26 protein-coding genes are annotated in these 22,356 nt (G+C 58.9%); 14 read left to right on the forward strand and 12 right to left on the reverse strand.

Annotated elements, in window-relative coordinates; all coding sequences use genetic code 11:
* Nucleotides 1-70: 70 nt before the first annotated feature.
* Nucleotides 71-1,552: a methyl-accepting chemotaxis protein gene (locus PMI23_RS23075; RefSeq protein WP_007908555.1), complete on the reverse strand. Its 1,482-nt coding sequence runs from the start codon at nt 1,550-1,552 to the stop codon at nt 71-73.
* A gap of 175 nt (nt 1,553-1,727) precedes the next feature.
* Nucleotides 1,728-2,534 carry a TatD family hydrolase gene (locus PMI23_RS23080; protein WP_007908557.1) on the reverse strand — a complete coding sequence of 269 codons (807 nt, stop codon included), beginning with the start codon at nt 2,532-2,534 and terminating at the stop codon, nt 1,728-1,730.
* Between the two features lie 236 nt (nt 2,535-2,770).
* Between PMI23_RS23080 and PMI23_RS23085 the strand changes: the two genes are divergently transcribed.
* The 3 genes from PMI23_RS23085 (at nt 2,771) to PMI23_RS23095 (ending at nt 5,299) form a co-directional block, all read left to right on the forward strand.
* A complete protein-coding gene (locus tag PMI23_RS23085) occupies nt 2,771-4,192 on the forward strand; it encodes a transglycosylase SLT domain-containing protein (protein ID WP_007950156.1) in 1,422 nt (473 codons plus the stop codon).
* A 114-nt stretch (nt 4,193-4,306) separates the two neighbouring features.
* Nucleotides 4,307-4,741: a DoxX family protein gene (locus tag PMI23_RS23090; protein WP_007908568.1), complete on the forward strand. Its 435-nt coding sequence runs from the start codon at nt 4,307-4,309 to the stop codon at nt 4,739-4,741.
* 249 nt (nt 4,742-4,990) lie between these two features.
* On the forward strand, nt 4,991-5,299 hold the full coding sequence (locus PMI23_RS23095; protein WP_007908569.1) for a hypothetical protein: 309 nt from the start codon (nt 4,991-4,993) through the stop codon (nt 5,297-5,299).
* Nucleotides 5,300-5,305: 6 nt separating this feature from the next.
* Here the strand turns inward: PMI23_RS23095 and greB are convergent, their stop codons facing one another.
* The 3 genes from greB to PMI23_RS23110 are packed head-to-tail and all read right to left on the reverse strand — an operon-like array spanning nt 5,306 to nt 9,025.
* On the reverse strand, nt 5,306-5,803 hold the full coding sequence (gene greB / locus PMI23_RS23100) for a transcription elongation factor GreB (RefSeq protein ID WP_007908570.1): 498 nt from the start codon (nt 5,801-5,803) through the stop codon (nt 5,306-5,308).
* 34 nt (nt 5,804-5,837) lie between these two features.
* Entirely contained in the window at nt 5,838-8,342 is a 2,505-nt protein-coding gene (locus PMI23_RS23105; protein WP_007908571.1) for an ABC transporter permease, read from the reverse strand.
* On the reverse strand, nt 8,342-9,025 hold the full coding sequence (locus tag PMI23_RS23110; protein WP_007908572.1) for an ABC transporter ATP-binding protein: 684 nt from the start codon (nt 9,023-9,025) through the stop codon (nt 8,342-8,344). Before PMI23_RS23110 ends, PMI23_RS23105 begins: the two co-directional genes overlap by 1 nt.
* A gap of 10 nt (nt 9,026-9,035) precedes the next feature.
* Between PMI23_RS23110 and PMI23_RS23115 the strand changes: the two genes are divergently transcribed.
* The 3 genes from PMI23_RS23115 to PMI23_RS23125 all read left to right on the forward strand — a co-directional run bounded on the left by PMI23_RS23115 (nt 9,036) and on the right by PMI23_RS23125 (nt 11,144).
* Nucleotides 9,036-9,641, forward strand: a complete 606-nt coding sequence (locus tag PMI23_RS23115; RefSeq protein WP_007908573.1) for an arylesterase — start codon at nt 9,036-9,038, stop codon at nt 9,639-9,641.
* A 57-nt stretch (nt 9,642-9,698) separates the two neighbouring features.
* On the forward strand, nt 9,699-9,992 hold the full coding sequence (locus PMI23_RS23120) for a hypothetical protein (RefSeq protein ID WP_007908575.1): 294 nt from the start codon (nt 9,699-9,701) through the stop codon (nt 9,990-9,992).
* Between the two features lie 180 nt (nt 9,993-10,172).
* Complete coding sequence (locus PMI23_RS23125; RefSeq protein ID WP_007950157.1) at nt 10,173-11,144, forward strand: L,D-transpeptidase family protein; 972 nt, start codon at nt 10,173-10,175, stop codon at nt 11,142-11,144.
* A 126-nt stretch (nt 11,145-11,270) separates the two neighbouring features.
* Here the strand turns inward: PMI23_RS23125 and oprI are convergent, their stop codons facing one another.
* Complete coding sequence (gene oprI / locus PMI23_RS23130) at nt 11,271-11,522, reverse strand: outer membrane lipoprotei OprI (protein WP_003199355.1); 252 nt, start codon at nt 11,520-11,522, stop codon at nt 11,271-11,273.
* Nucleotides 11,523-12,161: 639 nt separating this feature from the next.
* On the opposite strand from oprI, the gene PMI23_RS23135 reads away from it, so the two are divergent.
* On the forward strand, nt 12,162-12,443 hold the full coding sequence (locus tag PMI23_RS23135) for a GNAT family N-acetyltransferase (RefSeq protein ID WP_003226804.1): 282 nt from the start codon (nt 12,162-12,164) through the stop codon (nt 12,441-12,443).
* Nucleotides 12,444-12,503: 60 nt separating this feature from the next.
* On the opposite strand, the gene PMI23_RS23140 is transcribed toward PMI23_RS23135, so the two are convergent.
* A complete protein-coding gene (locus PMI23_RS23140) occupies nt 12,504-13,580 on the reverse strand; it encodes a 3-deoxy-7-phosphoheptulonate synthase (protein WP_007908583.1) in 1,077 nt (358 codons plus the stop codon).
* A 130-nt stretch (nt 13,581-13,710) separates the two neighbouring features.
* Nucleotides 13,711-14,154, reverse strand: a complete 444-nt coding sequence (locus PMI23_RS23145; protein WP_007908584.1) for a PilZ domain-containing protein — start codon at nt 14,152-14,154, stop codon at nt 13,711-13,713.
* Between PMI23_RS23145 and PMI23_RS23150 the strand changes: the two genes are divergently transcribed.
* The 5 genes from PMI23_RS23150 (at nt 14,153) to cysB (ending at nt 18,110) form a co-directional block, all read left to right on the forward strand.
* Nucleotides 14,153-14,539 (forward strand): thioredoxin family protein, encoded by a 387-nt coding sequence (locus PMI23_RS23150; RefSeq protein WP_042705015.1) that lies wholly within the window; start codon nt 14,153-14,155, stop codon nt 14,537-14,539. The two genes, PMI23_RS23145 and PMI23_RS23150, sit on opposite strands and share 2 nt — an antisense overlap.
* Entirely contained in the window at nt 14,536-15,492 is a 957-nt protein-coding gene (locus PMI23_RS23155) for a putative 2-dehydropantoate 2-reductase (RefSeq protein WP_007908586.1), read from the forward strand. The genes PMI23_RS23150 and PMI23_RS23155 overlap by 4 nt, the downstream gene beginning before the upstream one ends.
* A 22-nt stretch (nt 15,493-15,514) precedes the next feature.
* A complete protein-coding gene (locus tag PMI23_RS23160) occupies nt 15,515-16,420 on the forward strand; it encodes a 5'-nucleotidase (protein WP_007908587.1) in 906 nt (301 codons plus the stop codon).
* A gap of 98 nt (nt 16,421-16,518) precedes the next feature.
* Complete coding sequence (locus tag PMI23_RS23165; RefSeq protein ID WP_007908589.1) at nt 16,519-17,022, forward strand: universal stress protein; 504 nt, start codon at nt 16,519-16,521, stop codon at nt 17,020-17,022.
* Between the two features lie 113 nt (nt 17,023-17,135).
* Nucleotides 17,136-18,110 carry an HTH-type transcriptional regulator CysB gene (gene cysB / locus PMI23_RS23170; RefSeq protein WP_007908591.1) on the forward strand — a complete coding sequence of 325 codons (975 nt, stop codon included), beginning with the start codon at nt 17,136-17,138 and terminating at the stop codon, nt 18,108-18,110.
* A gap of 9 nt (nt 18,111-18,119) precedes the next feature.
* On the opposite strand, the gene PMI23_RS23175 is transcribed toward cysB, so the two are convergent.
* Nucleotides 18,120-18,602, reverse strand: coding sequence for a GreA/GreB family elongation factor (locus PMI23_RS23175; protein WP_007908593.1), 483 nt, complete (start codon nt 18,600-18,602; stop codon nt 18,120-18,122).
* 2 nt (nt 18,603-18,604) lie between these two features.
* Nucleotides 18,605-19,012: a hypothetical protein gene (locus PMI23_RS23180; protein WP_007908595.1), complete on the reverse strand. Its 408-nt coding sequence runs from the start codon at nt 19,010-19,012 to the stop codon at nt 18,605-18,607.
* A gap of 124 nt (nt 19,013-19,136) precedes the next feature.
* Between PMI23_RS23180 and earP the strand changes: the two genes are divergently transcribed.
* Nucleotides 19,137-20,279: an elongation factor P maturation arginine rhamnosyltransferase EarP gene (earP, locus tag PMI23_RS23185; protein ID WP_007908598.1), complete on the forward strand. Its 1,143-nt coding sequence runs from the start codon at nt 19,137-19,139 to the stop codon at nt 20,277-20,279.
* A gap of 48 nt (nt 20,280-20,327) precedes the next feature.
* A complete protein-coding gene (locus PMI23_RS23190; protein WP_007908599.1) occupies nt 20,328-20,897 on the forward strand; it encodes an elongation factor P in 570 nt (189 codons plus the stop codon).
* Nucleotides 20,898-21,092: 195 nt separating this feature from the next.
* Here the strand turns inward: PMI23_RS23190 and PMI23_RS23195 are convergent, their stop codons facing one another.
* Nucleotides 21,093-21,512, reverse strand: coding sequence for an organic hydroperoxide resistance protein (locus PMI23_RS23195; RefSeq protein ID WP_007908600.1), 420 nt, complete (start codon nt 21,510-21,512; stop codon nt 21,093-21,095).
* A 327-nt stretch (nt 21,513-21,839) separates the two neighbouring features.
* The gene (locus tag PMI23_RS23200; RefSeq protein ID WP_177321068.1) at nt 21,840-22,295 is read right to left on the reverse strand and encodes a MarR family winged helix-turn-helix transcriptional regulator; all 456 of its coding nucleotides are present in this window, start codon (nt 22,293-22,295) and stop codon (nt 21,840-21,842) included.
* Nucleotides 22,296-22,356: the final 61 nt, after the last annotated feature.

Below are 22,356 nucleotides of genomic sequence, written 5' to 3' on the forward strand. Positions count from 1 at the left end.
GCCTTCGGCAGCTCCTGCATTTAAATGCGTACACCTGTAGGAGCTGCCGAAGGCTGCGATCTTTTGATCTTCAGAGCTTCAACTGACCTATTGCTTTGCTCAACTCCCCGGCCAACGTCGCCAGCTCATTACTGGTCGTCGCCGAATCCACTGTTTGCTGCACGGTGTTTTCGGTCACATCACGAATACTCACCACCGCCCGGTTCATCTCCTCGGCAACCTGGCTTTGCTGCTCCGCCGCCACGGCAATCTGCGTGTTGCTTTCACGCATCTGCGCCACCGCCCCGGTGATTTCCGCCAGTGCTTCGCCGGCCTCCTGCGCCTGCTGCACGCAATCGTCGGCTTTGTACGAACTCTCCTGCATGAAATCCACCGCATCGCGGGTGCCAGCCTGCAAGGCCGAGACCATCGTGGTGATCTCATCGGTCGAGGTCTGCACCCGCTTCGCCAGATTGCGCACCTCATCGGCGACCACGGCAAACCCCCGGCCCATTTCACCGGCGCGGGCGGCCTCGATGGCAGCGTTCAGGGCGAGCAAGTTGGTCTGCTCGGCAATGCTGTGAATCACGCTGACCACGCCGTTGATCTTCTGACTGTCCTCGGCCAGCCGTTGAATCATCTCGGCCGTCTGCTGCACACCGCTGGACAGCCCGGCAATCGAGTGCTGCACCCGCGCGACCACTTGCTGACCGCTGCCGGCGAGACCATCGGCGGTCTGCGACAAGTCGCGGGTGGCGCCGGCGTGTTGGGCGATGTGATAAACGGTGGCGGTCATTTCGTTGATCGCCGTGGCCGCTTGATCGGTTTCGCTCTGTTGACCAAGCATGCCGTGGCGCACTTCGTTCATGCTCGATGCCAGTCGCGCCGCGCCGACATCCAGTTGCCGTGCGGTGTTGGCCACGGTGGTGACGACGCGCTGGTAACCGGCCTGCATCGCGTTGAACGCATTGGCCATCTGCCCGACTTCGTCTTTGCCGGCCAGTGGCACACGAGCCGAGAGATCGCCGCTTTTCTCAACGTGAAGCATGACGTCCTTCAAGGTGTTGAGCTGGCTGAGCAGAAAGCGGATCAGCAGTTGCGAGGCACACAGCATGGCGAACATCAGGATGAACACTGCCACAGCGTAATTGGCGAAACGCTCGCTGAACACCTGACTCAGACTCGGGCCGTAGGCAATGACCGCAACTTGCTGGCCATCGGCGCGACTAAACACTTCGGCGCCCATCAGCGGGTTATCGCCGAACAGCGGCAGGTGATTGATCTCGTTCCAGCCGTTGCTTTCCGTGATTTCCAGCAAGGGCTGATCGTTCAGGCGCGGTGCTTCGCCGCGCTTGAAGGTCAGCACCTGATCGGTCTTCGGCAATGGCTGCCCGGCCGGCCAGGCCTTGAGCAATTGCGCCTGGGCTTGCGCCGAGGCCTGTGATGCGTGACTGCGCGCCTGTTGTTCGAGCTGCACGGCGTACAGCACCAGCAACAGGGTGGTGACGAAGGCGACCGCATTGACCGCCCAGAATTTGTATTTCAGCGAGATATTGCTAAGCCAGGCACCCATGGAGGTCTTCTCTGATAGCGGAAACAGTTTTGGCAAGGTGCCATTATTGTGCCGCTATGCAGAGGACTCGATTTGATGTGAGTCAAGAGATCAAAAGATCGCAGCCTTCGGCAGCTCCTACATTGGGATGGCGTACGCCCTGTAGGAGCTGCCGAAGGCTGCGATCTTTTGCGGCTTACGCCAATGCCGGGAGGTTGTAGAACGCGCGGGCACACGCGGTGGTGTGCGCCGCCAGATCTTCCTCGGTTTCGCCACGATGCAACGCCACTTCGCGCAGGACTTCAGTCAGATAGGCCGGCTCATTGCGCCCATTCTTTGGTTTCGGTCGCAGGGTGCGCGGCAGCAGGTACGGCGCATCGCTTTCCAGCATCAGGCGCCCGCGTTTGATCTCTTTCACCAGCGGATGCAAATGCGTGCCACGGCGCTCGTCGCAGATCCAGCCGGTGATACCGATGTGCAGGTCCAGATCGAGATAGCTGAACAGGGCTTTTTGCTCGCCGGTGAAGCAATGCACCACAGCGGCGGGCAGTTGATCGCGGAAGCCTTTGAGGATTTCCAACAGGCGCTGGCTGGCATCACGCTCATGCAGAAACACCGGCAATTGCAGTTCAACGGCCAACGCCAAATGTTCTTCGAGGACTTTTTCCTGCTGTGGGCGCGGCGAGAAATCACGGTTGAAATCCAGACCGCATTCACCCACGGCAACAACGTTTTTTTCTTGCAACAGACTGCGCAAACGTCGGGCGCTATCGGCGTTCCAGTCGCTGGCCGAATGCGGATGAATACCGGCGGTGGCGAACAACCGTTGACCGCTTTCATCCAGCTGTTGGCACAGCTCTAAAGCCTGTTCGCTACCCTCGACGCTGGTGCCGGTCAGCACCAGTTGGCAGACCCCGGCCGCATAGGCGCGATCAAGCACGGCCTGGTGTTTGTCGGCGAAACTGGGGTTGGTCAGGTTGACGCCGATATCGATGAGTTGCATGGTTGCTACCTCGGGCCGAAGGCCGGAAAGCATACCAGAGCTGTAGATTCATAAGAAAAGCCAAGAACTACAACGAGTTATAGCTGTCTTTTGATGCCGCGACGCAGCCCGGTTTGGCAGAAGTGCCATTACTGTGCCAGTCTCTCGCACTTTGCCAGCGCTCCAAGCGCTCTGTTTTTGTCGGTGATTTCGATCTTTCAGAGATGAAATTGCCCCGTATTCTTTCCGGAGAGTGGATGGTTCGTCCCTCGGTTTTGCTCCTGTTGTGTGGATCGTTGCTACTGCCGATGACGGCGGTCGCGCGCCTGCCCGGGCCGTTGCAAGCCGTGCCGGCGGCCAAGGTGCGGGACTTGTCCGAGATTCGCAGCAGCCGCGTATTGCGCGTGCTGGTCAACCAGAGCCGCAACAGCTCCGGCGAAGTTCAGGGCCAGGCCATCGGCGTCGAATACCATCGCCTGCGTGCCTTCGAGCAATACCTCAATGGCCATGCTCGCGATGGCCAGGAAATCACCCTCAAGATCATTCCCAAAGCCAAGGACCAATTGCTCGGCGCCTTGCAGCGTGGCGAAGGTGATCTGGTCGCACCGGGTGAATTGCTCGATCTGCAATCTGGCTATGCCGTGGCCAGTAGCGAACCGGTCGCCAGCAACGTGCCGCTGGTGTTGGTCGGGATCAAGGGCGAGCGACGCTACACCAAGGTCGAGCAACTTTCCGGCAAAACCCTCGCGTTGCCCACCGGCAGTGCGGCGGGGGAGGCGGTCAGTCAGCTCAATCAGAAACTGGCGTTGCACAAACTGGCGCCGATCAAGATCGAATGGGTCGATCCGACCCTGGCGGTCGAAGATGTGCTGGAGATGGTTCAGGGCGGGATTTTTCACCTGACCATCGTCGAACAACCTATCGCCGAGCGTTGGGGCAAGATCCTGCCGAAGCTGCGTTTTGACCGGCAACTGATCATCAGCGAGCCGGGCGAGGAGTACTGGTTCGTGCGCCGTGACGCCGCAATGTTGCGTGCAAGCATTGACCGCTTCCTCGGCGGTTACAAGAAACCCTCGAACGAAGATGCTGCGTTTTTGCGCATCTATCGACGCCTGTACCAAGTCCACAATCCGTTGGCTAAGGCCGATCGCCAGCGTCTCGAAAAACTGCGCCCGACTCTGCAAAAGCACGCCGCCGCGCAGAACATGGACTGGCTGAATCTGGCCGCACTGGCGTTCAAGGAATCACGCCTGCAACCCAACGCCCGTAGCGGCAGCGGCCCGACGGGGCTGATGCAGATCACGCCTTCCGCCGCTCAGCGAGTCGGCGTGAGCAATATTCAGAATCTCGATGCGAATGTGCAGGCCGGGGCCAAGTACCTGGCGATGATTCGCCGCAAGTTTTTCAACAGCCCCAAACTCAACGAGCGCGAGCGCATGGCCTTCACCCTCGCGGCCTACAACATTGGCCCCGAGCGCGTGCAGGGCATGCGCGCCGAGGCCCGGCGGCGCGGGCTGAATCCCAACCAGTGGTTCTTCCAGGTCGAGCGCATTGCCATGGAGCAGGTAGGAATGGGGCCGGTCAGCTATGTTAATAGCGTGAACAAGTATTACTTGGCGTTCGACCGGGAGCGGGAGTCGTTGGAGCCCGGGGCGCAAAAAGTCGTCTCACGGAAATGATCTAATAAACTGATTGTTATGGCGGAATATTTGCGCTTTTAACATGAATTTTACTGATTAATATAGCGGCCAACCAACACACACACAACTTCTCGCAAAAACAAGGAATGCCCCATGAGCTCTCTGATCAACAAAGTACTGTTCACCCGTGCCGGCTACGGTCTGACCATCCTGCGCATTGCCGTCGGCGTAATCTTCGCTGCGCACGGCTCGCAAAAACTCTTCGGTCTGTTCGGTGGGTATGGTCTGGCAGGCACCGCGCAGTACATGGACAGCATTGGCCTGCACCCGGGCTACCTGATGGCCACATTGGCGGGCGGTACTGAGTTCTTCGCCGGCCTGGCCTTGATCATCGGCCTGCTGGTGCGTCCGGCGGCGTTGGGCCTGACCTTCCTGTCGCTGGTGGCGATCTTCACCGTACACATCAGCAACGGTCTGTTTATGGCCAACAACGGTTACGAGTTCGCCCTGGCCCTGCTCGGTGGCAGCCTCGCCGTCCTGATCGAAGGTGCCGGCAAGCTCTCGGTGGACCGCGCCATCGCCGGTTAAGCGCTCTGGCTCAAGGAAAAGGCTCGCATTGTGCGGGCCTTTTTTTGTTGCGGCTGATTCTTGACACTGATCGGTCACGTTCTCTAGGATGTTGCCCATGCGCCGATTTAAACAGCTACTTGCGGGGCGCCAGGTGACTTCAACAGTTGCCGTCAGAAGCCGGAACAGGGCTTCGAAATACCGCTAAAGCGCTGGTTCGGTGTTGCCTCTCACCTGCCATGCAGACTTTTGAGGCAGAGACACGACACGATGAATGCACTACGCCCTCCAGCACGTCCCGCGCCGATCACGGCACATATCACCCAGCGCAACCCGAAAATTCTCCTTGGTGGCAAACATCAGCCGACGCTGTTGCGTTATCTCGATGGCTGGCCACGTCGCAGCGGCGGTCCTGCCGCGTTCCTGATCCAGTTTGTCGAAGACGGCGAGTCGCTGGCGCGTTTTGCCAGTGACAGCTTTGATCTGGCGGTGATTCAAGCGCCGAGCGTTGAGGATGCGCCGGAGATGATCAAGCAACTGACCCGCGTTGCGCGGCAGGGCTTGATCACCCGACGCTGATACGCTTTACGGATAGTCGATAGCGACGATGTAAACGAACTGTTCACCCGTCGGCGTCTGCACCCGGACTTCTGCATCCAGCGCCTTGCCGATCAAGGCGCGGGCCAGTGGCGAGTCGATGCTTATCAGACCCAGTTTCAGATCCAGTTCATCCGGGCCGACGATGCGGTAGCGCGATTGCTTGCCGTCTTCGTCTTCGATGGTCACCCACGCGCCGAAGTAGACCTTGTTCGGATCACTGGGTTTTTCACTGACGACTTTCAATGCTTCCAGGCGTTTGGTGAGAAAGCGCACGCGACTGTCGATCTCGCGCAGCATCTTCTTGCCGTAGGTGTATTCGGCGTTCTCCGAGCGATCGCCCTGAGCCGCCGCCTCGCTGACCGATTGCGTCACTTGCGGGCGGCGCACATGCCACAACTCATGGAATTCGGCGCGCATCCGCGCTTCACCTTCGGGGGTGATCAGCGCGGTGCCGGCGGAGCGGGGAGGGCGATAACGGCTCATGGCAACTTCTTGTGATTAAGACCGCTTGAGTCTATCAACCCTCACGCAACACTGTCAGTGGACTTGCATTGAGTGCCCGGCGCGTTCCGAACACGCCGGCTCCCCCAATCAGCGCCGCGCCAATCAACGGCAGCACCAGCAACCATGGATGCGGGTGCCACGGTAGATCGAACGCGTAGCGATACAACACCAGACTCACCACTTCCGAGCCGATCGCCGCGAGCAATCCGCTGACCGCACCGAGCAAACCGAACTCGATACGCCGTGCCTTGATCAGCAACTGCCGCTCCGCCCCCAGTGCACGCAACAGCGCGCCTTGGCGAATGCGTTCATCGAGCGTCGCCTGCAAGCCGGAAAACAGCACGGCCATTCCCGCTGCCAAAACAAACAACAATACATATTCCACGGCCAGGGTGACTTGGGCGAGGATGCTGCGCAGTTGTTCCAGCAGCGCTTCGACCTGAAGAATGGTCACAGCGGGAAAGGTTCGCGACAGTTCGACGATCTGCTGATCATGACCCGGAGCCAGATAGAAACTGGTCAAGTAGGTCGCGGGCAGATCCTTCAAAGTGCCGGGCTGGAAAATCATGAAGAAGTTCGGCTGAAAATTATCCCAGTTGATCTCGCGCAGGCTGGTGACCTTCGCCTCGCGATTGACCCCGCCGACACTGAACACCATGTGGTCGCCGAGTTTGAGCTGGAGGCTTTCGGCGACTTTGCCTTCCACCGATACGCCGGGAACATCGTCGGTCGGCTGATCTTTCCACCACTCACCGGCAGTGAGCTTGTTGCCCGCCGGTAAATCAGCGGCCCAGGTCAGACTCAAATCTCTTTGAACCGCGCGGTCGCCCGCCGAATCCTTGCTGACGATTTGCTGCACGGCTTCGCCGTTGATGCTGATCAATCGTCCCGGCACTACCGGATACAGTGGCGCGGCTTGCGCGGACACTTTGATCAGGTGATCGGTGAACGCCTGTTTGTCTGCTGGCAGGATGTTCAGAGCAAAATAGTTGGGAGCGTTTTTCGGAAGCTGGTTTTGCCAGGTGTCGAGCAGTTCGCCGCGCAGCAGGGCGATCAAGGCCATCGACAGCAGAATCAGACCGAATGCCAGCGATTGACCGGCCGCTGCCAAGGGATGGCGCAGCAACTGGCCCAGGCCCAAGCGCCATGGCAGCGAAGCTCGGGCGAGCATCCGCCGCAGGCTTTGCAGCAACAACAGCAGCAAACCACCCAAGACCAACGCGGCGACCACGCCACCGCCGAGCAGGGCGAATGTCAGCAGCAGATCGAGGCTCAGGCGCCACATGATCAAACCGAGCGCACCCAACGCGGCGCCATAAACCATCCACGTGCTCGACGGGATCGGCAGCATGTCGCGGCGCAGCACCCGCAGCGGCGGCACGCGACCCAATGCGGCCAGCGGCGGCAAGGCGAAACCGGCCAACGCCACCAGCCCGGTGCCGATCCCGGCGATGGCTGGAAACAGCCCGCCCGGTGGTACATCGCTTGGCAACAAATCATGCAGCAGCGCGAACAAACCCAGTTGCGCCAACCAGCCGAGCAATGCACCACTCAGTGCGGCGAGCAGCCCGAGCACGGTCAACTGCAAACTGAACAGCACCATGGTTTCCCGGCGCGAAAGACCAAGGCAACGCAACAACGCACTGGCATCGAAACGGCGACTGGCAAAACGGTTGGCCGATAACGCCACCGCGACACCGGCCAACAGCACGGCGACCAGACTGGCCATGTTCAGATAACGCTCGGCTTTGCCCAGTGCACCGCCAATCTGCCGGTTGCCATCGCGCGCATCCTGAATCCGCTGGTTCGCGGCGAGCCCGGGTTTGATCAGTTGCCGATAGGTTTCCAGCGCCTGCGGTTCACCGCGCCACAGTTCGCGGTAACTCACGCGGCTGCCGGGTTGCACGACGCCGGTAGCGGCGAGGTCGTCGAGGTTGATCATCACCCGCGGCGTGAGGCTGTAAAAGTTGCCGGCGCGATCCGGTTCGTAGGTCAGCACGCGGGTCATTTTCAATGTCTTCATGCCGACATCGATGCTGTCGCCGATCTTCAGATCCAGTGCGGTCAGCAGGCGTGCTTCGACCCAGGCTTCGCCGGGTTGCGGTTCACCGCCGGGTTCTTCGGTGGCGAAGGGCGCTGGCGCACTCTTCAGTTCGCCGCGCAACGGATAGGCGCGGTCGACGGCTTTGATGCTCGACAGCTGAATGCCGTTGTCGGTGGCGATGACGCTGGAGAATTCCACCACTTGCGCATGCTTCAGACGCAGCTCGGTGCCGCTTCTGATCTGTTCTTCGCGTGCTGGCGAACTTCCCTCAAGCACCAGGTCGGCGCCGAGGAACTCGGTCGCGCGCAGCATCATCGCGCCATTCAGTCGGGCACCGAAATAGCCGATGGCGGTACTCGCCGCTACTGCAACGACCAAGGCGAAGAACAACACGCGCAATTCACCGGCGCGGGCATCGCGCAGGAGTTGGCGTATAGCGAGACTGAACAGACGCAACAGCGGCAAACGTGCCATCAAGGCTCCAGAGGGGCGACCAACAGCCCGGCTTCAAGACGGATCAGGCGCCGGCAGCGATGGGCCAGGCGTTCGTCGTGGGTCACCAGCACCAGGGTGGTGCCGCGTTCCTTGTTCAATTCGAAAAGCAGATCGCTGATGCGCTCACCGGTGTGGCTGTCGAGGTTGCCGGTCGGTTCGTCGGCAAACAGCACATCGGGCTCGGCGGCAAACGCACGGGCGATCGCAACACGTTGTTGCTCACCACCGGAGAGCTGGCGCGGCGAGTGCGTGAGGCGCTGGCCGAGTCCGACGCGCTGGAGCAATTCGGTCGCGCGTTCACGGGCGTCTTTGCGGCCATCGAGTTCCAGCGGCAGCATGACGTTTTCCAGTGCGTTGAGACTGTCGAGCAATTGAAAAGACTGGAAGACGAAACCGACATGCTCGGCACGAATGCGTGCGCGCTGGTCTTCATCAAGATTGCTCAGTCCTTGCCCGGCGAGAATGACTTCGCCACTGCTCGGCAGGTCGAGACCGGCGAGCAGGCCGAGGAGGGTGGATTTGCCTGAACCGGATGCGCCGACGATGGCGAGGCTGTCGCCCTTGTTCAGTTCCAGGCTGAGTTCGTGCAGGATAGTCAGTTCACCTTCCGCGCTGGGAACCACTTTGCTGAGGTTCTTCGCGGTGAGAATGCTTGCGCCCATGGAGAATCCGATGCGTGTGTGGTTTTTGAGTGCTGGCCTGGCCTTGATGTGCATGGCCCAGAACGCAGCGGCGGGTACTGTCCTGATCGTTGGCGATAGTATCAGCGCCGGTTTCGGACTGGATACCCGCTTGGGGTGGGTGTCGTTGCTCGAACAACGGCTCAAACAGGAGGGTTTCGACGACAAAGTGGTCAATGCCTCGATCAGTGGCGACACCAGTGCCGGAGGCCAGGCACGGCTGCCGGCGCTGCTTGCAGAGCATAAGCCGGAACTGGTGATCCTCGAACTGGGTGGCAATGATGGCTTGCGCGGAATGCCGCCAAATCAATTGCAACAAAATCTTGCCTCGATGATCGACAGCTCGCGTCAGAGCGGGGCCAAGGTGCTGTTGCTCGGCATGCAACTGCCGCCCAATTACGGCAAGCGCTACACCGATGCTTTTGCCGAGGTCTACGGCAAACTCGCCGACGATAAAAAGATCCCTCTGGTGCCGTTTTTCCTCGACGGCGTCGGCGGTCATCCAGACCTGATGCAGGCCGATGGTCTGCACCCGGCGGCCGGGGCTCAGGGCAAGTTGCTGGAAAATGTCTGGCCGACGCTAAAACCGCTGTTATGAGGCTTTTCTAAGGGCAGGCTTTCGGCTAATGTGGCGCCCCCTTATTTGGAGCCCCCGATGTCGCGTTCTGCCTGGTCCCTGTTTGCCTACCAACTGATCGAGCCTGACGAGCAGCTGGATCTGTTCGCCTGCCAGGAAGTGCGGGTGCATCTGGTGACCCGGCAACTCGAACTCGGTGGTTCGGCCGATCGCACCCTGTGCGGCAGTCTGCTGCCGGCGCAGCCGCGCTGGTCGAGCGTGGATCGCCGGGTGTTTCAGGATCAGCGCCTGTGCTCGCTGTGCCGGGCGATTCTGGAGTCGCAGAAGCGCGGCACCTCGCCAATCTGGCCGGAGCTGCGTTTCGAGCTTTAAGAGCAAAAGATCGCAGCCTGCGGCAGCTCCTACATGGGTTCGCGTAATCCTGTAGGAGCTGCCGAAGGCTGCGATCTTTTCGCATTCAGCACGGTCCATCGGCGTGGCTCCCCGAATATTCAAAGTGCGGTGTACAATCGCGCTCTTATACCCTTGTTGATCATGCGAAGGATTTTCCGGATGTTGCCGCGCTTTCCTGCCGTCACCCGCTGCCTGTCACTTGCCGCCCTGTGTGTGGCCGGTCCCGTTGCTGCATTGGAGTTTCCCCTGCCACCACCCGGTGAAGACATCATCGGTCAGGTGCAGGTGATCAAAGCCAAGTACGAAGACACCTTCGCCGATCTGGGCACGAAGTACGATCTGGGTTACTCGGAAATGGTCGCGGCCAACCCGGGCGTCGATGCCTGGTTGCCGGGCGCCGGCACCGAAATCGTTCTGCCGACCCGTTTCATTCTGCCGCCGGGCCCGCGCGAAGGCATCGTCATCAACCTCGCCGAATACCGCCTCTACTACTTCCCGAAAGGCAAGAACGTGGTGTACACGTTCCCGCTGGGTATTGGTCGTGAGGGCTGGGGTTCGCCGATCGCGCACACCTCGATTACCGCCAAGACGCCTAACCCGACCTGGACGCCTCCAGCGTCGATCAAGGCTGAACACGCCGCTGACGGCGACCCGCTGCCGAACGTAGTGCCGGCCGGCCCGGACAATCCGCTGGGTCCGTTCAAGTTCACCCTGGGCACGCCGGGCTACCTGATCCACGGTTCGAACAAGAAATTCGGTATCGGCATGCGCACCAGCCACGGCTGCTTCCGCATGTTCAACAACAACGTGCTGGAAATGGCCAGCATGGTCCCGGTCGGTACCTCGGTGCGCATCCTCAACGATGCCTACAAGTTCGGCAGCAGTGGCGGCAAGGTCTATCTGGAAGCGCACACACCAATCGACGACAAGGGCAACCCGTCGGTGGTCGACAAGCACACTGCCGTGATCAATGCGATGCTCAAGCGTGAAGACGTCACCAGTAACCTGCGCGTGAACTGGGATGTGGTGCGTGATGTGGTCGCGGCTGAAGATGGTCTGCCAACTGAAATCGGCACGCCGAATACCTCGGCGCCGATAGTCTCGAACACACCGATCGACTTGCAGCAGTAAGTCGAGATCAAAAACCCGCCGATGCGTGTAGCGTCGGCGGGTTTTTTATTGCCCGGGGAAAAGCATCGGGCACAAAAAAGCCGACCCGAAAAATCGGGTCGGCTTGATAACAATCCCGAGGGATTATTACTTGCGGCTAGCTTTGTCCAGCATGCGCAGAGCACGCTCGTTAGCTTCGTCAGCAGTCTGTTGTGCTTTTTGAGCAGCAGCCAGAGCTTCATCAGCTTTACGGTAAGCTTCGTCTGCACGAGCCTGGGAGCGAGCAGCTGCGTCTTCAGTAGCGGTCAGACGTGCTTCGGTTTCTTTCGATGCGCTGCTGCAACCGGTAGCCAGAACTGCGGCCAGAGCCAGAGCAGAGAATTTCAGAACGTTGTTCATCGTGTTCCCCTTCAAGGACTTTCAAATTAAGTGGCTGTCTCCTCACGATTGAGGAAATAGCCGGCGTACATACTACCCATTACTTGTAGTAAGTAAACTGACGTAAGGCAAGAAGCAAAAAAAATTGTAGGCGTTGATTCTTTTTCGAGCAACTTTTAACTGCACTGCTTAAAAAATACCCAGCTGCAAGCCCCGAGCTGAGCGAGTTAATGAGAAAAAGTTCCCGTTGCCACGTGCTGTTTTTGCAGTCTTGGCTAAAGTCTGTCTAGATGAATTCGTCCACACTTTTGTTCCGATTTTGCGCGCTGCTTCGCTTATCTTTGTCCATGTTGAGGTGACTTTAAAAAAGGCTGCACGTCTTAAGTCTCAACATCCGGCAATGTTCAGGTGAGTGGCCCGGGAAGATCTTCTCCCCAATCACCTCTGCGTCCATCGGAGCAACCCCCGTCAACCCGCTTGATGACGAGCGTACCTTGAGCATTTTTGCCAATGGTGCCTACTATTTATCAGGTGCCAGGTTGCGCGAGATCGGTGTGGCTCTTCTCGGTGTCCATCAGGCACGGGGTGGCGTAGATGTTCCTTCGCCGGAAAAACATCGGTAAGGTAGGGGTCAGAATTCAAGACCCGCGAGGAGTAGTGATGAGCGAGGCGTTGTCCATCCACCATGACCAGGCTGGTCATCAGTTCGAGACCAATGTGGACGGTCATCGTGCCTACCTGACCTATATGGATCTGGGGAAACAGACCCTGGATATCTATCGCACCTTCGTGCCCAACGCCCTGCGTGGCCGTGGCATTGCCGCAGCGCTGACCGAAAGCGCGCTGCAGTACGCCGAAGAAATGGGCTACACGGTGATCCCGTCATGTTCCTACGTCGAGCGCTACATGGAACGTCATCAGCGCCGCGCCGCCAAAATCTGAATCGCACACACAAAAACGCCGGGCATTGCCCGGCGTTTTTTTATGCCTGTAAAACGCGTATCAGCTGCGCTGGCGTTTCGGCAGAACATCCTTGAGCTTGGCGTGCATGCTGCGCAGGGTGTTCTCGGTGGCGGACCAGTCGATGCACGCATCGGTGATCGACACGCCGTATTGCAGGTCGGCGAGGTCTTTTGGAATTGCCTGGCAACCCCAGTTCAGGTGACTCTCGACCATCAGGCCGATGATCGATTGATTGCCTTCGAGGATCTGGTTGGCGACGTTTTCCATCACCAGCGGTTGCAGGGCCGGGTCCTTGTTGGAGTTGGCGTGGCTGCAATCGACCATGATGTTCGGCTTGATCTTCGCCTTGTTCAGCGCCTGCTCGCACAGGGCCACGCTGACCGAATCATAGTTCGGCTTGCCGTTGCCGCCGCGCAGCACCACGTGACCGTAGGCGTTGCCTTTGGTGGTGACGATCGACACGCCACCTTCCTGGTTGATGCCAAGGAAACGGTGCGGGCTGGACACCGACTGCAAGGCGTTGATCGCCACAGTCAGACCGCCGTCAGTGCCGTTCTTGAAGCCGACTGCCGAGGACAGGCCGGAAGCCATTTCGCGGTGAGTCTGCGATTCGGTGGTACGCGCGCCGATGGCCGACCAGCTGATCAGGTCCTGCAGATATTGCGGGGAGATCGGGTCGAGGGCTTCGGTCGCGGTTGGCAGGCCTTTTTCGGCCAGATCCAGCAGCAACTGACGACCGATGTGCAGACCGTCCTGAATCTTGAACGAGTCATCCAGGTACGGATCGTTGATCAGGCCTTTCCAGCCGACGGTGGTGCGTGGCTTCTCGAAATATACGCGCATGACCAGATACAGGGTGTCGGAAACTTCCGCAGCCAGCACCTTGAGGCGATCGGCGTATTCGTGGGCAGCCTTGATATCGTGGATCGAGCACGGGCCGATCACTACGAACAGACGGTGGTCGGTGCCATCAAGAATGTTGCGAATGACTTCGCGACCCTTGGTGACGGTGCGCAGGGCAGCATCGCTCAGAGGGATATCACGCTTGAGCTGATCGGGAGTGATCAGGGTCTCGTTAGAGGCGACGTTTAGGTCGTTGATCGGTAAATCAGCCATCGTTTACTCGTCAGGTCACGGGTGCCGGCCGCCAGCGATCCCCGCGCGGCGGAGCACAGCAGATTTAAGCGCGTCGGGGAGCGGAACCTTAGCGCGTAAAGCGCCTGCTAGACAATGGGCAAAAGGTGCTTTAGTCCAGCGCTGGCTGCGCAAAAGCCTTGCGCACGCTGTCGTGGGAGAACTCGTCGGCGTGTTGCTCGACCCATTGCAGGGCGACTGCCTGAATTTCTTGCAGGTCATCGTGGGTGTCGTGCATGCGGCAATAGCGCTCGATCTGACACACTTGCTCACCCATTCGCGCACTGAACAGTGTCTGCTCATCGGTGAACGCGATGCCCACCAGATAGCCTTTTTTGCGTCGCAGGCACCACGCCACATAGCCCGGATAACAGATGTCGGCATTGAGTGTCGGCATGCGTACTTGCAGGGCGGTGCCATGGCGCCAGGCACGGTGGTAATTGCAAGCGATGCCGCCGAGGCTGATAGTGTGCAGCTGTTGCCTGGAAATACACTCAGGCTTGAGCAAGGTTAATTCAACCGGCACCTCGTCCGGATGAGGAATGAAACGTCCCATGAGCACAGACTCCCTGTGTCGGCCATTTGACATTGTTTCCCCCAGTATAGTGGTCGAATCCGAACTGACCGATTTCGACGCCGACCAACGGCTATTGGCGATGAGCGGCGTTTCGCTGGTGATTTTCACCAGCGTTGGCTGCGCCAGTTGCCGTTATGCCCGCGAGGTGTTGCCGGGACTCGATCTGGCAATCGATCAGTTGTGCTGGATCGATGCCGGCGACAACGGCGGGTTGGTGGAGCGCTATCAGGTCTTTCATTTGCCGGCGCTGTTTGTGGTGCGCGACGGCGAGTTCTTTGGGGCATTGCACACGCGCCTGACGGCCGATGCGCTGAACGCGGCGCTGGCGCAGGCACTGGGTCGAATTGCAGAGGAGTTGCCATGATGGGGGCAGTGAATAAACCGGTCATAGGGATTATCGGTACCGGTGCAATCGGGGGGTTTTACGGTGTGATGCTGGCGCGCGCCGGTTTCGATGTGCACTTCCTGTTGCGCAGCGAGTTTTCAGCGGTGGCCGAGCGCGGCTTGCACATCAACAGCGCGGTGCATGGCCCGCTGACGTTGCATCCGGCGCAGGCCTATTCGTCGGCCGAAGACATGCCCAAATGCGACTGGCTGTTGGTGGGAGCGAAAACCACCAGCAACGCCGGCCTCGCGCCTTCAATCATTCAAGCGGCCAAACCCGATGCGAAAGTGCTGGTCCTGCAAAACGGTCTCGACGTCGAGGACAGCCTGCGTGAACTGCTTCCCGATTTTCTTCACCTGCTGGGCGGTTTGTGCCTGATCTGCGTGCATCGTGAGGGGCCTGGACAAGTCACCCATCAAGCCTTGGGCGCGGTGAACCTCGGTTATCACAGCGGTCCGGCCAGTGATGACGTCGCACGTATGGCGATTGTCGAGGAGGGGGCCGGGTTGTTCCGCGCTGCCGGAATCGATTCCCAGGCCATGCCCAATCTGCAACAGGCGCGCTGGCAGAAACTGGTGTGGAATATTCCTTATAACGGACTTTCGGTTCTGCTCGGCGCCAGCACCACACCGCTGATGGCCGATGCCGACAGTCGCGCGTTGATTCAGGCGTTGATGGCCGAAGTGGTGCAGGGCGCCAAGGCCTGCGGCCATGACGTGCCGCCGGGATACGCCGACTATCTGTTCATGATGACCGAGAAAATGCCCGACTACTGGCCGAGCATGTACCACGACTTTTCACACAAACGCCCGCTGGAGCTGCAAGCGATCTACGCTCGGCCATTGGCAGCGGCGAAAGCGGCGGGCTGTGAGCTGCCGCGCATCGAAGCGTTGTATCGCAATTTAAGTTTTATCGACCGGCGCAACGTTTAAGCCGGTCGCTCTGGGGGAAGGCATGGCCAAGAACATCGATGACAAACTGGTGCTGGCGATTTCGTCGCGCGCCTTGTTCGACCTGAGCGAGAGCCACAAGGTCTATCTGTCGAGCGGGGTCGAAGCCTATCGGCAATATCAGATCGAGCACGAAGACGAAATTCTTGCGCCCGGCGACGCCTTCCCGCTGGTGGAAAAACTCCTGAGCCTGAACAGTCGCCTCGGCCGAGCACGGGTCGAGGTGATTCTGGTCTCGCGCAACAGCGCCGACACCGGACTGCGCGTGTTCAACTCGATTCACCATTACGGTCTGGCGATTTCCCGCGCGGCGTTCGTCGGCGGGCGCAGTCCGTATCCGTATTTGAAAGCGTTCGGTTGCGACCTGTTTCTGTCGACTCATGCCGAAGATGTGCGCGCCGCGCTGGATGCCGGATTCGCTGCTGCAACCATTCTGTCCGGTGGCGCCAGCCGCGCGGCCAGCGACGAATTGCGCATCGCCTTCGACGGCGACGCGGTGATCTTTTCCGATGAGTCGGAGCGCGTCTATCAATCCGGCGGATTGGAAGCGTTTCAGGCCAAGGAGCGTGAAGCCGCCCGCGAGCCTTTGCGCGGCGGGCCGTTCAAAGGTTTTCTGGCAGCGCTCAATCTGTTGCAGCGCGAGTTTCCCGATGACGATTGCCCGATCCGCACGGCGCTGGTCACCGCGCGTTCGGCGCCGGCCCATGAGCGGGTGATCCGCACCTTGCGCGAGTGGGACATCCGCCTCGACGAATCCCTGTTCCTCGGCGGCCTGACCAAGTCGGCGTTCCTTGAAGCGTTTGCTGCCGACGTGTTTTTCGACGATCAGGCCGGCCACTGCGAACTCGCCCGCGAAGTCGTTGCCACCGGCCACGTACCGCACGGCATCAGTAACGAACCGTCGGTCTAAAGCCTACGTGCTTCAAGACGTTGCGTCGCACGTCGTACTCGCCAAGGCACTGCTAAGCTGAATCAAATCTCCGCCATGTTGGCACGCGAGGAGGTCATATGATTCGTTCGATGCTGTATGCCACTGACCTCGGTCTGTACGCACCGTTAGTGATGCAGCATGCCTTGGCGCTGGCGCGAACATTCAATGCCGATTTGTACGTGGTGCACGCGGTGGAGCCGATGGGGCTGTTTGCCGAATCGGTGTTGCAGAGCTATCTCGACGAGCAGGCATTGAACGAATTTCACAGCCAGGGTCTGAAAACTGTCATCGCCAATATCGAGCAGCGGGTGCTGGAAAGTTTTCGCGAAGAACTGGGAGATGAAGGCGAGCAGGATCTGCAGCGCATTCGCGCGGTGCGCGTGCTGCAGGGTGATCCGTCGCAAGTGATACTCGACCAGGTGCAGAAACTCTCTGTCGATCTCCTGATCGTCGGCAGTCACAGCCACGGGGTGGGCGCGGAAACGCCGTTGGGGCGCACGGCGGCGCGGGTCCTGCAATTGGCCAAGGTGCCGGTTTATCTGGTGCCGTTGGTGGAGCGTCGGCGGCGGGAGGATCGCTGAGGCAGGAATAATGGCGCTTTGATAAAAAAGTTCTAGATTTATTATTCAAACCATTAATATAGTTATATACCGTCGCTGATGCCCGTGGCGTCTACCTGCTTTGAGGGATTCATATGAAGCTTCAACAATTGCGCTACATCTGGGAAGTGGCGCACCACGACCTCAACGTTTCCGCTACAGCCCAAAGCCTTTACACCTCGCAACCGGGCATCAGTAAACAAATCCGCCTGCTGGAAGACGAACTTGGCGTCGAAGTGTTTGCTCGCAGCGGCAAGCACCTGACCCGCGTGACCCCGGCCGGCGAGCGCATCATCACCACCGCCGGTGAGATTCTGCGCAAGGTCGAAAGCATCAAGCAGATCGCCCAGGAATTCTCCAACGAGAAAAAAGGCACCCTGTCGATCGCCACCACCCACACCCAGGCACGTTACGCACTGCCGCCGGTGATCAGTAATTTCATCAAGCAATACCCCGACGTGGCGCTGCACATGCACCAGGGGTCGCCGATGCAGATCGCCGAAATGGCCGCTGACGGCACTGTGGATTTTGCCATCGCCACCGAAGCGCTGGAGCTGTTCGGCGACCTGGTGATGATGCCTTGCTACCGCTGGAACCGCTGCGTGGTCGTGCCGCAGGGCCACCCGCTGACCAAGCTGCCGAAGCTGACCCTCGAAGCCTTGGCCGAATACCCGATCGTGACTTACGTGTTCGGTTTCACCGGCCGGTCGAAACTCGACGAAGCTTTCAGCCATCGTGGCCTGACGCCGAAAGTGGTGTTCACGGCTGCCGACGCCGACGTGATCAAAACTTACGTGCGCCTGGGCCTGGGCGTGGGCATCGTGGCGAAAATGGCCGTCGACACCAAGCTCGATAATGATTTGGTGGTGCTGGATGCCAGCGAACTGTTCGAATCGAGCATCACCAAGATCGGTTTCCGTCGCGGCACCTTCCTGCGTGGATTCATGTGCGACTTCATCGAGAAGTTTGCCCCGCACCTGACCCGCGAAGTGATGGCCAAAGCCATTCAGTGCCACAACAAGCAGGAACTGGAAGAACTGTTCGACGGCGTCGAACTGCCGGTTCACTGATCCGTTGAATCAGAGCACCTCGGTGACAGCAAACTGTTGCCGGGTGCCCGCCACCAGTATCTCCACCTCATCACCTTCTAGCTTGCCCAGCAGACTTTTGCCCAGCGGCGAGCGCGGGGTGATGACGGTAATCGGCTGACCGACCACGTCGACTTTCAGACCTGCCGCATCCGGTGCCAGAAACAGCCATTGCTCGCGACCCTTTTCGTCTTCCAGACCGAGCAGGGCGCCGACCTCGATGCCACGATTTTCATCGTAGGCACGCAGAGTCAGGTTCTGGCACAGCGCCAATGAATGGCGAATTTCTTCGACACGTTTCGCCTGTCCGGCCGCCAGATACGACGCCTCAAGACCCAGCGTGTCGTACTTGTTTTCGGCGATGTTTTCTTCGTGGGTTGCGGTTTCGTAAGCGGTTTGTGCGGCGCGTTCGGCGATGTCGAGGTCAACGCGCAGCTTGTCGAGAATCAGTTGGTGGACGCTGTGTTTGTTCATGATCAATCGCAGAATTGCAAAACGTTGGCGCGGCTTTTCTCGCTTGGAGCCGTCTGATCCTGCTGCAGCCAGAACTGGCATTTCGGGTTCGACTGATTTCGCGAACTGCTGCGCGCTTGATCGAGTCGAGCCTGCTGTTCATTCTTGCGCAGGTTTTCTTCGTACTGGTCGAACAGCGGGCTCTGCGGCGGAATGTCCGGCTGCACCTGCACGGCGGGCGGATTGGCCAGTTGCTGCACCGCTTGAGCCACCGGTACCAATTGCTCTTTGAAGACAAAATGCGACAGCAGCCAACAGGTCAGCGCAATGGCGAGAAAGCCCAGCCACATGCCCAAGGCAATGCTGCCGGTCAAATGCAGCGCACTTAGCTGAACAGGCAACGGGCGACGCGGATTGGGGCGATAGGGCATGGCAGCCTCCTGGCGGATGATGACGGGCAAGTGGCGATTGTCGCACGAAGATTAATCGCCGTCGGCTCTTCTGCGCGAGGTCATTTATGCGGACAATCGCTGCTTTTGCCAACGGGAGTCTTGAATGCCGGAATTAAAACCCCGCTGGGATATTTTCTGCACCGTGGTCGACAACTTTGGCGACATCGGCGTGACCTGGCGTCTGGCCAGGCAATTGGTGGCTGAGCATGGTTTGCCGGTGCGTTTATGGGTCGATGATCTGCGTGCGTTTGAACGTATCTGCCCCGAGATCGATATCGACCAGGCACAGCAATGGCAGCATGGCGTCGAAGTGCGACACTGGCCGGCCGAGTGGTCGCACGCTGACGCCGCCGATGTCGTGATCGCCGCATTTGCCTGTCAGCTGCCCACTGACTACATGGACGCGATGGCTGCGCGCGAGCAGCCGCCACTGTGGATGAACCTCGATTATCTCAGCGCCGAAGACTGGGTGATCGGTTGCCATGGATTGCCGTCGGTCAAATACAAAACGGTGCAGAAATTCTTCTTCTTTCCGGGATTCCAGCCGGGCACTGGCGGATTGTTGCGAGAGCGAGGATTGCTCGATCAGCGTCGGCAATTTCAGCAGGATGCCGAGGCTCAGCGCCAATTCCTGCAAAGTCTTGGCATCGATCCTGCGCCTGGCGCTCAGCTGATTTCGCTGTTTGCCTACGAGAATGCCGGGTTGGCCAGCTGGTTGGACGTTTTGGCGGCGGACGCTGCACCGACTCATCTGCTGGTGCCGGAAGGGCGGATTCTTGGCGATGTGGCGCGCTGGCTCGAGGTGGAAAACCTTGCGGTTGGTGCGATTCATGTGCGTCAGTCGCTCACCGTGCAGGTGCTGCCGTTCGTCCGACAGGATCAATATGATCACTTGCTCTGGTGCTGCGATTTCAACGCGGTGCGTGGTGAGGACTCGTTCGTGCGGGCGCAATGGGCGGCGCGGCCGATGCTCTGGCACATCTATCAGCAGGACGAAGACATCCATCTGGACAAGCTCGATGCCTTCCTTGCGCTCTACACAAAAGGCTTGTCGCCAGGCGCCGCTGAGGCGATGAACGGTCTGTGGCGGGCGTGGAGTGCCAGTCAACCGATCGGTGAACATTGGCTTGCGACCCGCAAACACTGGCCGGAACTGCAGGAAAATGCTGAAAAATGGTGTCTGGAACAAGGCTTGCAGGCTGATCTTGCCGCAGCGCTGGTACAGTTTTACCTAAATTGGATATGATACGCGGCCTAGATTTTTGTAAATCCCATCCAAATTCGGATATTCGCAATGAAAACTGGTAAAGAACTGAAACCCGGTACCGTGATCCGTCTCGAGAACGATCCTTGGCTGGTTCAGAAAGCTGAATTCACCAAATCGGGCCGTAACAGCGCGATCATGAAAACCAAGCTGAAAAACCTGCTGACCGGTTACAAGACCGAGATCGTTTACAGCGCTGACGACAAACTGGACGACGTAATCCTCGACCGCAAAGAAGCGACCCTGTCCTTCATCAGCGGCGACACCTACACGTTCATGGACACCACTGACTACACCATGTACGAGCTGAACGCTGAAGACATCGAAGCTGTTCTGCCTTTCGTTGAAGAAGGCATGACCGATGTTTGCGAAGCGATCTTCTTCGAAGAGCGTCTGGTTTCCGTAGAGCTGCCGACCACTATCGTGCGCGTAGTTGACTACACCGAAGGTTCGGCGCGTGGCGACACTTCCGGCAAAGTCATGAAGCCAGCCAAGCTGGCCAACGGTACTGAGCTGCAAGTTGCTGACTTCATCGAAATCGGTGACAAGATCGAAATCGACACCCGCGAAGGCGGTTCCTACAAAGGCCGTGCTAAATAAGCATCGGTTTTTGCGGAAAGAAAAAGCCCGACCATTGAGTCGGGCTTTTTTGTGCCTGCGATATGTGTCACGCCGCAGGATCCCCTGTAGGCCTTCGCCTGCTCGCGATAGCGTCATTCCAGTCGACATCTACATTGATTGACTCAACCGCTATCGCGAGCAGGCTCACTCCTACATTGGAATTTGCGTATGGCTTCAAACGGTGACGTGCAGACGCACATCGACGTTGCCACGGGTGGCGTTGGAGTACGGGCAGACCTGGTGAGCGGCGTCGACCAGCGCTTGTGCGTCGGCTTGTTCCAGGCCCGGCAGGCTGATGTGCAGGTCGATGTCCAGACCGAAGCCGCCAGGAATCTGGCCGATACCGACGTGGGCGGTGATCGAGGCGTCGTCAGGGATTTTGCGTTTGGTCTGACTGGCAACGAATTTCAGCGCACCGATAAAGCAGGCCGAATAGCCGGCTGCGAACAGTTGCTCTGGGTTGGTCGCTGCGCCACCGGCACCGCCGAGTTCTTTCGGGGTGGCGAGTTTGACGTCGAGGATGTTGTCGCTGGAGATCGCACGACCATCACGGCCGCCAGTGGAGGTTGCGATTGCGGTGTAGAGAGTTTGCATGGTGTGAGCCTCGTTGAGTGCGATGTGTTGCGCTAATTATTTGCGCGCTAAGTAACTGCGAGATAAATGTATCGCGCTAATATTTAGTGCGCAAGATATATTTTTGAGAAATCCGCGCTTCGACTAAGGGGTGGGGATGTGAGAGGGGCTGTAAGCTCTGATTTAGAGCGGTTTGTGCTGCAGATCAGTTGTTGAAAATATTTTGCTGGCGACGAAGTCAATGTGGGAGCGAGCCTGCTCGCGAATGGGATGTCTCACTCAACAAATCAGTTGGCTGACAGATCGCATTCGCGAGCAGGCTCGCTCCCACAGGGGACAAGTGTTGGGTCAGATCAGGCTTTCTTGTAGATGGCTGCGCAGTGCCTGCAACTCCGCTTGCAGGTGTTGCAGACGTTCCAGAGAAAAGCCGCTGGCGCCAAGGATGCATTGTGGAACGGTCTGGGCTTTTTCTTGCAACGCGCGGCCTTGCTCGGTCAGTTCGACGATCACTACGCGCTCATCTTCTCGACTGCGCGTGCGGCTGAGCAAACCTTCGCCTTCCAGGCGTTTGAGCAGTGGCGTCAGCGAGCCCGGATCGGTCAGCAACCGAGTGCTGATTTCTCCGACGGTCAAACCATCCTTCTCCCACAACACCATCATCGCCAGGTACTGCGGATAGGTCAGGCCAAGCGCTTGCAGCAGCGGCTTGTAGACCTTGGTCATCATCAACGAGGTGGAATGCAGGGCGAAGCAGGCTTGGTTATCCAGCAGCAGGTCATCACAGGTGTCGCGTTCGGAAGTCATGTCAAAGCCTTGATCGGTGATGGACATGAATCTAGCGCTCGAATCTTTAATGCGCCAGATA

It is taken from the genome of Pseudomonas sp. GM24 (assembly GCF_000282235.1).
GTDB lineage: Bacteria > Pseudomonadota > Gammaproteobacteria > Pseudomonadales > Pseudomonadaceae > Aquipseudomonas.

Coding starts and splice junctions, on each gene's coding strand:
- PMI23_RS23075 (WP_007908555.1), bottom strand. CDS start 1,552: ATGGGTGCCTGGCTTAGCAATATCTCGCTGAAATACAAATTCTGGGCG.
- PMI23_RS23080 (WP_007908557.1), bottom strand. CDS start 2,534: ATGCAACTCATCGATATCGGCGTCAACCTGACCAACCCCAGTTTCGCC.
- PMI23_RS23085 (WP_007950156.1), top strand. CDS start 2,771: ATGGTTCGTCCCTCGGTTTTGCTCCTGTTGTGTGGATCGTTGCTACTG.
- PMI23_RS23090 (WP_007908568.1), top strand. CDS start 4,307: ATGAGCTCTCTGATCAACAAAGTACTGTTCACCCGTGCCGGCTACGGT.
- PMI23_RS23095 (WP_007908569.1), top strand. CDS start 4,991: ATGAATGCACTACGCCCTCCAGCACGTCCCGCGCCGATCACGGCACAT.
- greB (WP_007908570.1), bottom strand. CDS start 5,803: ATGAGCCGTTATCGCCCTCCCCGCTCCGCCGGCACCGCGCTGATCACC.
- PMI23_RS23105 (WP_007908571.1), bottom strand. CDS start 8,342: ATGGCACGTTTGCCGCTGTTGCGTCTGTTCAGTCTCGCTATACGCCAA.
- PMI23_RS23110 (WP_007908572.1), bottom strand. CDS start 9,025: ATGGGCGCAAGCATTCTCACCGCGAAGAACCTCAGCAAAGTGGTTCCC.
- PMI23_RS23115 (WP_007908573.1), top strand. CDS start 9,036: ATGCGTGTGTGGTTTTTGAGTGCTGGCCTGGCCTTGATGTGCATGGCC.
- PMI23_RS23120 (WP_007908575.1), top strand. CDS start 9,699: ATGTCGCGTTCTGCCTGGTCCCTGTTTGCCTACCAACTGATCGAGCCT.
- PMI23_RS23125 (WP_007950157.1), top strand. CDS start 10,173: ATGTTGCCGCGCTTTCCTGCCGTCACCCGCTGCCTGTCACTTGCCGCC.
- oprI (WP_003199355.1), bottom strand. CDS start 11,522: ATGAACAACGTTCTGAAATTCTCTGCTCTGGCTCTGGCCGCAGTTCTG.
- PMI23_RS23135 (WP_003226804.1), top strand. CDS start 12,162: ATGAGCGAGGCGTTGTCCATCCACCATGACCAGGCTGGTCATCAGTTC.
- PMI23_RS23140 (WP_007908583.1), bottom strand. CDS start 13,580: ATGGCTGATTTACCGATCAACGACCTAAACGTCGCCTCTAACGAGACC.
- PMI23_RS23150 (WP_042705015.1), top strand. CDS start 14,153: ATGAGCACAGACTCCCTGTGTCGGCCATTTGACATTGTTTCCCCCAGT.
- PMI23_RS23145 (WP_007908584.1), bottom strand. CDS start 14,154: ATGGGACGTTTCATTCCTCATCCGGACGAGGTGCCGGTTGAATTAACC.
- PMI23_RS23155 (WP_007908586.1), top strand. CDS start 14,536: ATGATGGGGGCAGTGAATAAACCGGTCATAGGGATTATCGGTACCGGT.
- PMI23_RS23160 (WP_007908587.1), top strand. CDS start 15,515: ATGGCCAAGAACATCGATGACAAACTGGTGCTGGCGATTTCGTCGCGC.
- PMI23_RS23165 (WP_007908589.1), top strand. CDS start 16,519: ATGATTCGTTCGATGCTGTATGCCACTGACCTCGGTCTGTACGCACCG.
- cysB (WP_007908591.1), top strand. CDS start 17,136: ATGAAGCTTCAACAATTGCGCTACATCTGGGAAGTGGCGCACCACGAC.
- PMI23_RS23175 (WP_007908593.1), bottom strand. CDS start 18,602: ATGAACAAACACAGCGTCCACCAACTGATTCTCGACAAGCTGCGCGTT.
- PMI23_RS23180 (WP_007908595.1), bottom strand. CDS start 19,012: ATGCCCTATCGCCCCAATCCGCGTCGCCCGTTGCCTGTTCAGCTAAGT.
- earP (WP_007908598.1), top strand. CDS start 19,137: ATGCCGGAATTAAAACCCCGCTGGGATATTTTCTGCACCGTGGTCGAC.
- PMI23_RS23190 (WP_007908599.1), top strand. CDS start 20,328: ATGAAAACTGGTAAAGAACTGAAACCCGGTACCGTGATCCGTCTCGAG.
- PMI23_RS23195 (WP_007908600.1), bottom strand. CDS start 21,512: ATGCAAACTCTCTACACCGCAATCGCAACCTCCACTGGCGGCCGTGAT.
- PMI23_RS23200 (WP_177321068.1), bottom strand. CDS start 22,295: ATGACTTCCGAACGCGACACCTGTGATGACCTGCTGCTGGATAACCAA.